General features: G+C 50.2%; 9 protein-coding genes and 2 pseudogenes. 4 read left to right on the forward strand and 7 right to left on the reverse strand.

What is annotated here, in order from left to right; all coding sequences use genetic code 11:
• Positions 1-259 (forward strand): annotated as a pseudogene (locus F566_RS36350) (IS4 family transposase); the annotation flags it as partial.
• A gap of 92 nt (positions 260-351) precedes the next feature.
• Here F566_RS36350 and pulA read toward each other — a convergent pair.
• Entirely contained in the window at positions 352-6,840 is a 6,489-nt protein-coding gene (gene pulA / locus F566_RS35530) for a pullulanase-type alpha-1,6-glucosidase (protein ID WP_020408035.1), read from the reverse strand.
• A gap of 260 nt (positions 6,841-7,100) precedes the next feature.
• On the opposite strand from pulA, the gene F566_RS0116085 reads away from it, so the two are divergent.
• Positions 7,101-7,346, forward strand: a complete 246-nt coding sequence (locus tag F566_RS0116085) for a hypothetical protein (RefSeq protein WP_020408037.1) — start codon at positions 7,101-7,103, stop codon at positions 7,344-7,346.
• Positions 7,347-7,392: 46 nt separating this feature from the next.
• Here the strand turns inward: F566_RS0116085 and F566_RS34910 are convergent, their stop codons facing one another.
• The 3 genes and pseudogenes from F566_RS34910 to F566_RS38065 form a co-directional block, all read right to left on the reverse strand.
• A complete protein-coding gene (locus F566_RS34910; protein ID WP_020408038.1) occupies positions 7,393-7,800 on the reverse strand; it encodes a DUF1499 domain-containing protein in 408 nt (135 codons plus the stop codon).
• 85 nt (positions 7,801-7,885) lie between these two features.
• On the reverse strand, positions 7,886-8,533 hold the full coding sequence (locus F566_RS0116095) for a LysE family translocator (RefSeq protein WP_020408039.1): 648 nt from the start codon (positions 8,531-8,533) through the stop codon (positions 7,886-7,888).
• A gap of 63 nt (positions 8,534-8,596) precedes the next feature.
• Positions 8,597-9,042: pseudogene (locus F566_RS38065) on the reverse strand (VOC family protein).
• Positions 9,043-9,281: 239 nt separating this feature from the next.
• Here F566_RS38065 and F566_RS0116105 point away from each other — a divergent pair.
• Together F566_RS0116105 and F566_RS0116110 are read left to right on the forward strand one after the other, a co-directional pair.
• The gene (locus F566_RS0116105) at positions 9,282-9,713 is read left to right on the forward strand and encodes a hypothetical protein (protein WP_020408042.1); all 432 of its coding nucleotides are present in this window, start codon (positions 9,282-9,284) and stop codon (positions 9,711-9,713) included.
• A 101-nt stretch (positions 9,714-9,814) separates the two neighbouring features.
• A complete protein-coding gene (locus F566_RS0116110; protein ID WP_020408043.1) occupies positions 9,815-10,339 on the forward strand; it encodes a hypothetical protein in 525 nt (174 codons plus the stop codon).
• A 114-nt stretch (positions 10,340-10,453) separates the two neighbouring features.
• On the opposite strand, the gene htpG is transcribed toward F566_RS0116110, so the two are convergent.
• The 3 genes from htpG to F566_RS0116130 all read right to left on the reverse strand — a co-directional run bounded on the left by htpG (position 10,454) and on the right by F566_RS0116130 (position 14,061).
• Positions 10,454-12,373, reverse strand: coding sequence for a molecular chaperone HtpG (htpG, locus tag F566_RS0116115; protein WP_020408044.1), 1,920 nt, complete (start codon positions 12,371-12,373; stop codon positions 10,454-10,456).
• A 397-nt stretch (positions 12,374-12,770) separates the two neighbouring features.
• Complete coding sequence (locus F566_RS0116125; protein WP_020408046.1) at positions 12,771-13,532, reverse strand: pseudouridine synthase; 762 nt, start codon at positions 13,530-13,532, stop codon at positions 12,771-12,773.
• A 172-nt stretch (positions 13,533-13,704) separates the two neighbouring features.
• Positions 13,705-14,061, reverse strand: a complete 357-nt coding sequence (locus tag F566_RS0116130) for a DUF3135 domain-containing protein (RefSeq protein ID WP_020408047.1) — start codon at positions 14,059-14,061, stop codon at positions 13,705-13,707.
• Positions 14,062-14,316 lie beyond the last annotated feature (255 nt).

Genomic DNA, 14,316 nt, shown 5'->3' on the forward strand with positions numbered 1-14,316 from the left:
AGCATCGATTGCGGCGGTAAGCTTTGATCGAGCCCCGTCTGACATTCGCTTCAAACCAGTGTGTGATTATATTGCTGTTCAGTTAATTGTGATGGCGGCTTCCAATCCGATATCTGGAACAGGTCGGCGCTTGTCAGAGTTAAGATCGGGAATTAGTAGTCTGTTTTTGGAGAGGCGTCCGAGGCCTACGACACCTCGGACGGTTAAGATATCAAAGACCCGATATCCAGTAGATCGCAATGCTGCTCCTCTTAAGTGAACAGCATTGCAGTAAATAACCGGGCTGTTTTTTTGTTGAGTGTACTATCTGAATATTGACACATCGCTCACCGTAAGGTGCCAGTCCAGCACCTACTGAACATCGCAGGAATCACTCCAGCCACCGTCAATCAGATAACAACCATTCCGGCTTCTGAATAAATCCGGTGTCTGCGCTCCTGTTCCTGACGGGCCGGCATCATTAAATATCAAATTGCTGGAACGCACACCTTCAGGCATTTGAAAAAAGTACCAGCCATTCCCCAAATTCTCCATCGGAGTCCCTGGCCAGCCGGGCCCTTCAACCGAAGCCCCCCAATAGTAAAAGTTAGGGGACTCACCCCATGCGTCCGGCTTCTCGAACCAGAACTTCAAACCTGGCAGGACACACTCGTCAGCCCAGCCCTCCACAGATGTATAACAACCATCTCCCTCTCGATAAAGGTCAGAACTTTGCGCGCCACCTCCTTGGTTGTTAAAGATCAGATTCGCAGCAGTCACGCCATTCGGAAAAGTATAGCTATACCAACCATCACCAAGATCAGACATTGCGACACCCGGCCACTCTATCGACGGTGTAGCAGGCGTAGTATCCCAGTAATAGGCACTGACGCTTTCCCATCCTTCAGTGTTATTGAAATAGACCGTAAACCCTGGCTCGGTCACCGAACCGTAGTGCGGGTTACAGGGAAACTCACCCTGTCCTCCAGCCTGCCTCACAACAAACACCGCCGCAGTGCGCGCCGGAATGGAGAATGTATTGCCACCAGCGTCATAAGACGCCGCCTGCACAACAGTGCCGACACTGGATTGCTGCGTTTCATGCAACTCAAAAGACTGACCACTCAACACATCAGAGCCGAATGTCAGCATCTCATCATCGGCATTGAACAGAACCAACACCCCATCCAGCTGATCATCCAGTTCCTCTCCACTACAAGCACCATCACTGATCGCCATCGCTATCAGGCCGGGAACTTGATTCACACCGGAATTCAGGAAACTGACTCGACGATTAACGTCATCAGCATTATCCAATCGCAGTAATGGCGTAGAATAACGAATAGCAAGTTGCTCCCGGAACAATTTTGATGACCGCTCAATGTGCTCAGGCTGTGGTGCGATATTCGGATTGCTCATAATCTGAGACATCACCGGCCAGCGCGGCCCGTTTTTGTCCTCTGACGGCAATCCTACCGCCCAGTTGTTGTGCTGTAGGGTAAAGTCGACTTTATTGAACCAGTCCCCAGCATCAAAACTGTCCCGCCCCATGGATTTAGAACGCAACAGATCGGACCCCATCTGATGGAAGGGAATGCCCTGAGCAAAATTAACGAACGCCTGACTGAGCACCTGCACCCGAACCCGGTCATCCATCCCCAGATTATCCGGCAGTTTCGCCTGAGTATTATCCCAGAGCGTTTCATTATCATGCTTATCGATATAAACAATGTTTTCCTGGGGATCTGCCGTATATCCGACGCCGGAATAATTCTGGCCGGTAGTCACCGCTCCGGAATTGTCTTCAAAAGGATAGTTTCGCAGGTTTCCGGCAAGCCCGATACGAATCCGGCCAGCCTGATCACCAATACTGCCTGCCCCGTCCGCGACACCGTTAGGATAAGTGACATTACCATTCGCGAAGCCCTGACTGCGCCCACGATCCGTGAAATTACCACCTCGCACAGCATCACGAAGACGATCATTGAACGTACCCACGCCTGTACCAGCCATATTGGGCTGGGTCGCCTGGTCGAAGCGCTGGCTACCCGCCACTTCCCCAAAGTCCCAACCTTCACCGTAGAGATAGATCCTGGCGCCATCCACCCCATGCTCGGTCAATGTCAGTTGAGCCAGGGATTCCTGCACATCCTGCATCACCATTTTGGGGTGATGCCCCATCAGGTCAAACCTGAACGCATCCACTTTATAGTACTGCGCCCAGGTCTGTAGAGACTGCACCATCAGGTGCTCCATCATTTCATGTTCAGCCGCGGTATTGTCACAACAGGTCGAAGATTCCACGGCACCACTGGTTACATTGCGACGGTGATAATATCCCGGCACCACCTTATCCAGCACCGACTTGTCATAGAGTCCCGAGGCGTATGTGTGATTAAAGACCACATCCACAACCAGGTTCAGACCAATCTCATCCAGTGCCTTGACCATTTCACGAAATTCCAGAATACGGGCTTTACCTTCTGGATTGGTAGCATAACTACCTTCCGCCACATTGAAATGGTAAGGGTCATAACCCCAGTTGAATCCATCCACAGAAGGAAACCCTTCCGTCCGCAGATCATAGTTGATTGCCTGGATACGCGCATTGACAGGATCAACGTCTTTCAACTGCGTAAACACATCCCGGATAGATGTTTCACCAAATTCATCACAGCCTTCCTGAACAGAAGGAACAGCGACCATATTGCACAATCTACTGTACGGATCATCCAGATTCACCTGCTCCTCGGGACTCTCCTTGATCGAGGCAAGATCATTAACCGGCAACACATGGAAATGGGTCAAACCGGCGTTTTTCAGCGCCTTGAGGTGCGCCATTCCGGCCGATAGTGGCATTCCGTTTTCGCCATTATAGGAAAAGGCCTTGTATTTACCTCGATATTCCACGGGAACTCGGGGATCATGCGCACTGAAGTCGCGGACATGACCTTCATAGATGCTGATATCCCGGGCTGCAGGAAGAGGTTTTACCAGAGCGTCCCACCCTGCCGGCTTCAATGAAGGGTCATTGGCAATATCCACGAACTGACTGTACTGACTATCCATACTGAGACTCAGGGAATATGGATCGGTCACTTCGTAGGTTTCAATTTGATCGCTGAGCGGATGATATACCTGAACTTCAAACCGGTAATACTGATCCTGCCAGCTACTATCGCCCGAGAAAATGTAGACACCGTTGGACTGAGCGGATGAAGCTATCGTACCGATCAGGTCTTTATCAGCATTATAGAGTTTCAGTTTCACGCTCTGAGCTGTCGGCGCCCACAAGCGGACGCTGAACTGACCATCTTCAACAACCGTTCCCAGCTCCCCCTCATAGGCAAACAGCTCATCGATCACGCCTGGCGTCTGAACATAAGTGGCCTCAAGCAAATGACCATCGGCATCATAAGACGCCAGGATCAGCTGTCCTTGCAACGCAGACCGTATTTCGCTGTCCATTGCCGTAACAGACAGCACCGGCCAGTCAGCCAGATGTCTGAATTTCGCTTGAGACACCTCCGAAAGCGCTTCGCCGGGCACCAACTCGAAAACCAGGTCAGCGCCGGTCAAGACATTGTCTTCTACGACCATCGAGGCTGAGGAAGATGCCAGCAATTTAAATGAGGAAGCACGATTATCGGTGTATTGCCAGACCAATTGATCGGCATTCAGCCAGTGACCACGAAAGCCCTCAATAGAAACAACACGATTATCCGGGACCACACAGGTATCTGACCATACATCACCATTTTCACCATAACAGCCATCGGCTTCGCGATATAAGTCTGCCGTCTGGTTGCCCTCCCCATCGTTAAAGATCAGATTGGCAGCCCCCACATCGGATGGAAACTGATACTCATACCAACCATCCCCCAGAGAGGTGACGGGCACTCCAGGCCACTCAACAGCAGGAGCCGGCTCTGCATTCCAGTAATAGACATTAATGCCGTCACCCCAGCCTTCGGGTTTCTTGAACCTGACCAGGATGCCCGGTTGCGGATGATCACAGTCATCAGCCCATGAATCACTTGTGATGTCATAACAGCCATCCCCCTCACGATAAAGGTCAGCGGACTGAGCACCGTCACCGTTATTGAAAATCACATTTGCAGCTGTCACACCGGCGGGAAACTGGAAACTGAACCAACGACTGCCAATATCTTCCATTGCAACCCCCGGCCAGGAAACGCTGCCTGCCGGTGCATCTGTATTCCAGTAATAGATCAGTGCGGAGCCCCAATCCTCCGGTTTTTGAAAATAGACCTTAAAGCCGGGGATGGCACAGGTATCCGTCCAGCTATCTGTTGCCAGTGCATAGCAGCCGTCACCCTCACGGTACAGATCTCCGGACTGCTGGTTTCCGTCGTTGAATACCAGATTGGCGGCCTGTACGCTGCCGGGAAACTGGTATTTGTACCAGTCATCGCCCAATGACTCCATCGCAACACCCGGCCATTCAGGACCTTCTACACCCGCATTCCAGAAATACACATTAGGAGCCCCCCAACTGACCGGCTTACGGAAATAAACCGTTGCTCCCGGATCACTTCCGCCATCAGTATCAGGATCGCAGGTATCGACCCAGTTGGCAGCGATGTAGCAACCATCTTTATCCCTAAACAAGTCTTCCGTCTGATGACCCTGACCGTCATTGAAGATCAGATTGGCAAACTGTACGCCATCTTCAAACTGAAAACGGAACCAATCATTTCCGAGCGATTCCGCCGCCACTCCCGGCCAGTCGGTCACCGGCTGGGGATCGGCATTCCAGGAATAAACATTGACACTCTCGCCCCAATCACTCGGCTTCTTAAAGATCACTTCAATACCCGGCTCAACGCCAACTTCAACGGTAATTTCTTCAGAGCTTACCTGCCAGGACCAGGGATTACGTGCCTTTGCCCGGAAAGTCAGCAGAGCGCCCTCCTCGTGCTGATCCGCATCATAGATCAGACGATAATCGGGCGTTTTGTCGACACCGACCTTTTCAAATTCCCCGCCATTTACACTAACCTCAAAGGTCACCACAGTCTGTGGCAACAGTGCATCATCTTCCCACACAACCCCAGCCGGTACTTCAAAACGACCACTGACCTTTGCCGAGTCACTCAGATGTAGAAACACACTGGAGATATCAGGCGTATCGATCTTCTGCCTTGCCTGATAGGCTCTGAAAGAGAGGGCCGGAACACTCACCGTTATTTCGTCAGCGGCATCGGCATGGAGCGTTTCAGACTTTGGATATACCGATTTGTATCGATCAGCCGAGGCAGGCAAAGTCAGAGTCTGTGCTTCTTTGGAAGTATTCATGACTACCAGGACTTCTCTGGCGTCACTGTCCAGCACCCGGGAAAAAGCGAACAGCCCCTTGCTGTCGTCCACATGACGAATAAACATTCTCCCTTGACGCAAAGCAGGATATTGATCAAGCACTTTCGCGTAGGCACGCAAGGAGCGGTACATCGGGTGGCGCCGATTAAAGTTATCGTCAGCGGTTGTCGCATCAGTGCCGATCAGATCATTATCGTTATAAGCTGCCACTTCACTCGGCATCATATCTTCCCTTGAGCCGGTATCGCCCCCATCACCGACAAATCCCTGCTCATCACCGTAATACACTACCGGGATTCCGCGACCAAAGTAGTTCAGCGCGTAGGCCAGCTTTAGCCGGGCCAGATGCTCTGCATCAGACTCCTCAGGGTTCGCCTGCCGAATCTCTCTGCCCAGACGCCCTACATCATGATTGCTAACGAAATTCATCAGAGAAGAGGCATCGCTGTCGCCATCAGTATACCAGTCGTCCTCAGCCAGAATTCCAGCCAGCCGAGAAGGACCACTGTTATGGGCAAAAACATCTCGTGAAGCATAATACAACCCGAAATCAAGGGCAGATGGAATGCCACCTTCCGTCGTGTAGCGGCTGATCACCCGTGGATTACCGTCAAACACCTCCCCAAAGATAAAGAAATTGCGAACGCCTTCTGCTTCTGCGTGAGCCATAATCGCAGGCGTCCACGCCTGCCAGAAACCCATATCCACATGCTTGACCGTATCCAGCCTGAAACCATCAATCTTGAATTCTGAAATCCAGAATTTGAAGACTTCAATCATCCCCTCCACTACCTGAGGGTCGGCAGTATTTAGATCATCCAGACCGTAAAAATCCCCGAGAACACTGGACTCTCCGGAAAAGGTGCTGTCTCCGCGGTTGTTGTATCTTGCCGGATCATTCAGCCAGGCCGGTACTTTTTCAGCCTCCCGTCCCGCAGGCACAAAAGGCGTATAGGCTGATTGCGAGGCATCCACATAAGGACAGTTATCCAAACCATCTTGAAGACTACCATCGGGGTTATGGCACTCCTCATATCCGATAACATCCGCCGTATGATTTACGACGATATCAAAGAAAACCTTCAGCCCCATCTTGTGAGCCTTTTCAATTAAGGCCGCCAACTCCGCATTACTTCCCAGGTGTGGGTCCACCTGAGTGTAATCCAATGTCCAATATCCGTGATATCCGGCACTATTGGAAATGGCTGCATCGTTCTTGAATACCGGCGTCATCCAGATCGCAGTCACCCCCATCTCTTTCAGATAAGGAAGTTTCTGTTGGAGTCCGGCGATATCACCACCGTGATAATAGGCCTCACTTTCCGGATCATAGCCGTTGTCATCCCTGATACCGGGAATAGCGCCGTTATCGTTGGCCGGATCGCCGTTGTGAAACCGGTCGGGCAGGACAAAGTAGAAAACTTCATCCTGAATAGATCGTTCCTTACAGGCACTTAACGCCAGGAACACAAAGAGCAAGGCAAACACTCTGCCGAGAGAGAGGGTCAGATTATTGATCATGGTGATTTCCCTATTATTTTTTGTTACAAACCATACTGATAACCACCGGTTTCACATCCTCCCAGCATTCTCCAGCCAGGGCGTAGGAAAAAGGTTGAGAGGGGGGAGCTGTTTTATTCATCCCCCTTGACTGAACTTTCGTATAAAGGTTTTGTATGAAAGCTGGCGGGACAAAATATCAGACCGCGAGCACTACCCCAGAACATCATGACTGACAACCGAGAGAAATCGCTCACCTTATTAATGCACAGGAGACTCAAATGAAAACTGTGACCGCCGCTTGCTTACTGATCGCCACCATGTTCAGTACTACTGCCTTTGCTGGCAGCTGCCCCCTGATCATGAAAGACATTGACAAGGCCATGACTCAAACCACTCTGGATGCGAAAACCAAGGCACAGGTGATGGAACTGAGACAAAAAGGAGAGGAGCTTCACAAGTCAGGAGATCACGGAGGCTCAGTGAAGGCCCTGAACAAGGCCAAAGCACTTCTGCAGTCGCAATGACTGTCGCAAAAAACAAATTAATCGGGTTGCTGACGCAGCAACCTCACTAACCGGCCTGAAACGATCGGGCCGAGAACAATCGCCTGATCGCTTCCACCCGTTTACGATTCATTCCCAAATCGGAATATCCTAGCCTGGAGGCTGAGCGAACATCAATTCTGGATTTCTCCGGAAGACACAGGAATTCAAGATCGTCCACGAATCCCAGCCATTTTGTTGCGCACTCAAAGTACAGATAGTTTTCCCGCTCATCCACGAGCGTTATCCCGGGGAGCTTGGACACAATACGCCGAAGCTTTAGCATGGCCCCCTCGGGAGACCCTTCGAAATGCATGGGATCAATACGATGACGTTTCCTTTCGTCCTGACTGCATACGCAATTAGGCTTGCCGGAGCAAGGAGACAATTTCCCGTTCCTGGCACCAATATTCTTGGGGCGCTTACCTGCGAGCATGCAAATCTCCCTTTAAAGTGACTTGACTGATACTTATAGATTAGCGCTGCTTACCCATAAATCCCAGCAAACCCACCTTTGCAGGCTATTTTGTCGCTGATGCCAACCCGACTCCGAAAAACAAGAAGGTTGCCCCGCCGACCCGATTGACAATTCGCCCCCCTTTATCCGATGAAAACCAGGCCCTGGCAGACTTCGCCAGATGGGCATATAGCAAGTGAAGCACCACAACAAGGAGACTATAGGTCAGCACCAGCAACACAAATTGACTGACATATCCAGACAAATAGCCTGAAGTTTCACCGGATGAATAATCTATAAACTGGGGAAATATCGACATAAAGAAAAATACGGCTTTGGGATTTGTCAGCTGCAGAGTCAACCCCTCCAGAAAGCGGGTTCTGAATTTTCCTGGCTTGGCTGCGCGATGCACATCCGCCTGCTGCATACCGATCACTGGCGCACGCCATAGCTTAACCCCCAAATAGATCAGATAGGCCGCCCCGAGAAACTTCATAACAGTGAAGGCCACGGACGACGCCGCCAGAATCATTCCAAGACTGGTTGCCGAGACACCTGCCACCACGAAGGTACCAAAAGCAATACCCAGAATCCCGCCAAAAGCGCCGCCAACGCCATAACGAAGCGCATTCGTCAGGGTAAGCAATACACCCGGCCCCGGACTTAACACCGTCAGCGTCGCAATCATCACAAAGATCAGATAATTTTCCATACAGCTATCCGCTACTCTATCGCATTCTGTTTTCTTCGATGGCTGGCACCCATACACCAGCCATCACTCATCAGCCAACTTGGCCGAGACCTCTTTTCCGGACAAGCGTTTACTGATGGGATGATCCGGTACCAGCTCCAGAAGATCCCACAGATTACCATAAAGATCCTCAAACACCGCCACCGTTCCATAACCCAGTTCTGACGGAGGGCGAACAAAGTTCACGCCCTTCTCTACCATCCGTTGGTAATCACGCCAGAAATCATCCGTATTCAGAAAGAAGGACACTCTACCTCCAGTCTGATTCCCGACATAATTCAACTGAGTATCACTGGAAGCCCTTGCCAGCAGCCTGTCGAGCCCGGCGGAGAAATAACCACCCAACGCTTACCCTGCTCAGCCTGGTAGATATCCTCCACCACCTCAAAACCCAGTTTTTCCACGTAAAACTGTAATGCCTCGTCGTAGTCTTTGACGACCAAGGCCAAGTGCACAATATCCTGCTTCATCTTATTCTCCCGCTCTAATCTGCAACACGTTTAATCGAGCCATCAACGTTACAATCTGTCTCGCTCGATATTGATTAAAGAGCCAACCCCCTAAAGCGGAAACGTGACCCAACAACGTGAATAATTCACAAAACGACTGGGTAATAGTTCATCGGACCATCTCCTGACCTTCCCTATCCTGTGCCTATCCGCTTATGGCAAGCGGAGGAAGAAAACAATATCAGACAGGAGAAATAGTCATGGCAACCTTTCAAAAAAAATTACTTCTGGCATCAGGATTTGTCGCATTGTTAAGCAGCGCAGTAGCCCTACCCACTCAGGCTGCGACTGTCACTTATGACTTGGTAAAGAAAAGCACGCTAACCAACGTCAATGACGCCGAAGGTCGCTGGCAATTCGACGGTGGTGAAGTCTATATCGGCAACACGAAAGTCGGGTACTACACCCGCAAAAAGAGAGTCAGCTTCGGCATTCCCGCTTCGGTCAACAAATCCTCCATGGAAATGACCATTATCTGGGCCTGGGGTGATTATAACTTCACTGTTCAGGGCAGCCACTATTTTGGAACCGGCACAGAGGTTGGCGGTGTCAGCGCAACATCATCCGGCTTTACTGCCTATGAGGATGCCACGTTCGCCGGCAACCACACCTCTATTACCATCACCTACTGACAAATTTGGCTCTGCAGGGCCATCCTCTCCCTACCTGTGCAGCCCTGCAGAGCGGTTTTCTATCGATGACCGCTTACTGCCTACACATAGAGGATCTCACCATGCCAGCCAAACATTCATCCAGACACAATCTGCTACTGACTGGTCTTAATATCATCTGCGTTACAGCAGCGTTGGCGCTCACTTTATCAAACCAGCCAGATATCCAGCAGATGCGGCAGGAGACCACCCAGCTCACCACTCCTGCGGAAGTCCAGGACAATGATCAGATTCACCAACTTCAGAACGAGATTGACGACATTTATCAGCAACTGGATCACTTGCTGACAGCATTGCAAACCGAACGTCAATACACCCAAAGGGTCAGCCCAACAATATCCGCCAATCTCACCAAACCTGCACCAGGCGCTCCGTCCGTAGATCAGCCAAACTCTTCTTCTCAGGAGAACACTGTATTCAAACAACTGGCAGCCAAAGGTTATTTAACGCTGGAATCCTGGAACCAGGCCGCCAGCATTGTGGAAAACTTGCCAAAAGATGAGAACAAGGCTTTTTGGGAGTCGATGAATGCTGCACTGGCCAATGGGGATCTGCAAATTCTGATTCCAGACAATGCAGAAGGATAAATATCAAGCTTCAATAAAATACGGGCGAACGAACACGCCTATTGGATCAAAGCCAAGCCACAGACAAAAAAATACCCCGACGAGCGGGGTATTTTCTCTACTGGGTGGTTCGGCTTATTTAGACAGCTCAAGCAGCAGTTTATTCAAACGGGTAACGTAAGAGGCAGGATCTTTAAGATTCTTACCACCAGCCAGCTTCGCCTGATCAAACAACACGTGAGCCAGATCATCAAAGCGCGCATCGTCTTCATCTTTCAGACGGATCACCAATGGATGCTCCGGATTGATTTCGAAGATTGGCTTACTTTCCGGGACCTGTTGCCCTGCCGCCTCCATGATCTTCCTCATCTGCAGCCCCATATCATAGTCGCCAACCACCAGGCAGGCCGGGGAATCAGTAAGGCGGTGAGTCACACGCACCTCTTCAACTTCGTCCTTCAGGACGTCCTTGATCCGGTTGATAAGGGGCTCAGCTTCTTTGCTGGCTTTTTCCTGCTTCTCTTTCTCTTCCTTATCCTCGGCATCGCCCAGATCCAGCTCACCTTTGGCAATATCCTGGAAGTGCTTGCCATCGAATTCGTTCAGGTGACTCATCAGCCACTCATCAATACGATCGTGCATAATCAGCACTTCGATGTCTTTCTTGCGGAAAATTTCCAGGTGCGGGCTACGCAGTCCAGCTTCGTATGATTCCGCAGTAATGTAGTAGATCTTTTCCTGGCTCGCTTTCATACGGCCAATATAGTCATCAAGAGACTGGTTCTGCTTGCCGTCCTGCTCAACGGTTGATGAGAACCGGAACAGTTTGGCAATCTTCTCGCGATTGGCATAATCTTCAGCCGGACCTTCTTTCAGCACACGTCCAAACTCATCCCAGAATGCCTGATATTTTTCTGCATCATCTTTCGCCAGCTTGGTCAGCATATCGAGAACACGCTTGGTCAGCGCAGAGCGCATACTTTCCACGGCCTTGTCATTCTGCAGAATTTCGCGGGATACATTCAGGGACAGATCATTGCTGTCGACAACACCTTTAATAAACCTCAGGTATAGCGGCAGGAACTGCTCAGCATCATCCATGATAAAGACGCGCTGGATATAAAGCTTCAGACCCCGAGGGGCTTCACGGTTGTACAGGTCATATGGCGCTTTGGCAGGAACATACAACAGACTGGTGTAATCCAGCTTACCTTCCACCCGGTTATGAGCCCACAAAACAGGGTCAGAAAAGTCGTGGGAAATATGCTTGTAGAATTCCTTGTAGTCTTCGTCTTTTACCTCAGACTTCGGCAACGTCCACAATGCAGTTGCCTCGTTCACCGTTTCAAATTCGACTGGCTTGTCTTCTTTCTTCTCTTCGCCCTCGTCTTCTGCGCCGGGCATTTCTTCCTTCACCATTTCTACCGGGAAGGAAATATGGTCAGAGTATTTTTTCACCAGACTGCGCAAACGCCAGCTATTGGCGAACTCTTTCTCCTCTTCCTTCAGGTGCAGAACAATCTGGGTGCCACGTTCCACCTTCTCGACATTTTCAATGGAGAACTCACCTTCGCCCTGGGATTCCCAGCGCACCCCTTCAGATGCCGCAGTGCCGGCACGACGGGTAAAGACTTCCACCCGATCAGCCACAATAAAGCCACTGTAAAAACCAACACCGAACTGGCCAATCAGTTTCGCATCTTTTTTCTGGTCTCCAGATAAGCTGGCCAGAAACTCAGAGGTGCCGGATTTGGCAATCGTACCCAGATTCTGAACCACTTCATCCCGCGTCATACCGATACCATTATCGGTCAAAGTGATCGTGTTGTTTTCCGCATCAAACTCAAGGCGTATTTTCAGGTCCTGGTCACCTTCATACAGCGCCTCATCGCTAAGGCCCTGAAACCGCAGTTTGTCCAAGGCGTCTGAAGCGTTGGAAACCAGCTCTCGAAGGAAGATCTCCTTGTTGCTGTATAGCGAATGAATCATCAGGTGTAATAGCTGTTTGACCTCGGTCTGGAAGCCCAGGGTTTCTTTAGGTGCTGCTGTCGTCATCGGTGATTAAACTCCTGACCTTAATAATTGAATTGACAAGAATCGGCAAATAGCGGATTTCTATGCCGCCTGAAGAGGACCATGGGTTCTCCTCTTTATGACGCCAGAAGATGGGGTCAAAAAAGCACATTTCAAGCATGCGACAGCAAAAGAGTCTGTTGTATGATGAGCAGAGTTCCTGATAAGTGGAAAGGTAGCAAATCGTGGGCGACGTCGTTCCATTCAAAAAACCCTCCCTGAAAGACAAACACAAAGGCAAAACCCTATGCCGAAACGGTTTTCATAAATGGGTGATTCAGAACAACAAACAATTCGATGTAAAATCAGGCAAGCTGGTCACGGTTTACAAATGCGCCCGGTGCGGCGAGACCAAGGTCAAAGCCCAATAACCTCAGAATTATCGACGGGATGGCCAGGACAACTCCCAGGGAGCCGACCACGCCTTCAGCAGTGGCTGCATTTCCTCGACACCAAACAATGCCCCTTGTGTCGGCGGCAGGACAATCGAATATTCACGCCCCTGACAGGTGAAGCGCACCGCATAAGCGTGCAGATACATCCTGTCAGCTTCGCTTTTCTCCGGACAATGGCCTTCGTCCAAGTCTCGCAAGCCCTGTGGAAGACTTGCCACCGCTTTTCCGTAACGTCTATCGCCAAGTATTGGGGCTCCGAGACTTTTAAGCGCCACTCTGGCCTGATGGGTTTTACCGCTATACAAGCGAAGTAAAAAACAACGAACACCCGGAACAAGCCCCTTGCAGAAAAAATAGGAGACAGCCGGATTCGTTGCCTCCCGGATCAACTTCCAATTCCCTCCCCGAGACTTCACCATATCGCCGATGACCCAGCCCTGCTTTTTAGCTGGCTTACTGCCGCTTAGTGCCAAATAATATTTTTGCACCCGGCGCCCGGCGAACTCTTCTGTCAGCACTTTGGCAATCTCAGCAGACTTCGGCAGTATAAGCAGCCCGGAGGTATCTTTATCCAATCGGTGCACTGAAAATACCGGATACCCGAGGGCCTCCTGGACGATTGTACAGATCCCCGGAATATCGCCGTCATCATGAAAACCGATTCCCGGCGACTTATTGATCACCAGAAAGTCAGAATAATCTTCAACAATGGAAAATGCTGGTTGTGTGTTTTTGATTGACGACAAAGTTCGTATTTCCTCCGACCCGAACAAAGCAAATGAGGCGAAAGCATACCATGAATGGAAAGGCCGAATTGGAATGAAAAAGAAATGAAAAGAGATTATGTCAAAGTGGGTGAGGTGCGTTGATGTCGCGCAGACAACTCAGATAATAGACCAGAGAGCTCCGAGAAACACCCTAGATATCCTGCTGCCTGCGGGTTTTATAGTCATTCAGATTGACAACCTTGGCCAGATCACCAACTTGCTCTCGATCCCGACGCAGCTCCTGATACTCCAAAGGCTCGTTGAGGTAAAAGTGTAACTCAGAAAAGGACTCATGCATGAGTTCGCTGATCCGCATACAGGCAGCAAGGGGGGTTTTAGATTTGGCGCGAGTCATGTCGATCCTGAACTGCAGCCCTCGAAGGCGATTCTGGTACTCACTGCGCGCAGAGGAGATGACATTCTCCACCATCTGCTCCCGCAGGGCCTCCAGTTCATCAGGACGCTTTTGCGCCATTTCCAGCAATAAATCAAAATTTGGAAGTTCCATCCGGTACTCAGCTGTACTACTTACGTTCTGCCACGGTACTGCCTATTCGTGTAAAACCATCAGCTCCGATATCGCTCCCTTATATTAATATCGTTTCGGGGCAAAACTGACTAACATTTAACCACTCCTAAAGTTTAACCGGCCGTTTGTGACCTGTATAGAGTTAAATTTTGTATCAACAAACCCAACAATGTAACTTTATGTAAAGTTGATTATAGCTTTGTACGGCAAATTATTTGAAATTCAATAACTTCT

It is taken from the genome of Hahella ganghwensis DSM 17046, from assembly GCF_000376785.1.
Taxonomy (GTDB): domain Bacteria; phylum Pseudomonadota; class Gammaproteobacteria; order Pseudomonadales; family Oleiphilaceae; genus Hahella; species Hahella ganghwensis.